The sequence below is a fragment of the Streptomyces sp. 4F14 genome (assembly GCF_048159485.1).
GTDB lineage: Bacteria > Actinomycetota > Actinomycetes > Streptomycetales > Streptomycetaceae > Streptomyces.
In genome coordinates, this window is sequence record NZ_JBLRVY010000181.1 from 1 (window position 1) to 403 (window position 403).

Here is a 403-nt window from a genome sequence, read left to right on the forward strand (position 1 = left end):
TGCATGAACTGGCGCACCAGTGGTTCGGTGACAGCGTCAGCCCGCGCACCTGGTCCGACCTGTGGCTCAGCGAGGGACATGCCACCTGGTACGAGGCCCTGTACGCGGCGGAGACCGCCGACCGGCCGCTGGAGGCGCGGATGAAGGCGGCGTACGCCGCCTCCGACCGCTGGCGCGCGGCAGGCGGGCCGCCCGCGGCACCCAAGGCACCGGCCGCCGGCAAGAAGAACGGGATCTTCCGGCCGAACGTCTACGACGGTGCCGCCCTGATCCTGTACGCCCTGCGGCAGGAGATCGGACGCCAGGCCTTCGAGCGTCTGGAGCGCCTCTGGGTGCGCCGCCACCAGGACGGCGTCGCCTCGACCGCGGACTTCGTCGCGCTGGCGGAGGAGGTCTCCGGACG

General features: G+C 72.7%; 1 protein-coding gene. It reads left to right on the forward strand.

The window, feature by feature from the left end; translation table 11 throughout:
• A partial coding sequence (locus ACLZOT_RS50215) for a M1 family aminopeptidase (RefSeq protein WP_416976018.1) occupies positions 1 to 403 on the forward strand: 403 nt, incomplete at both ends.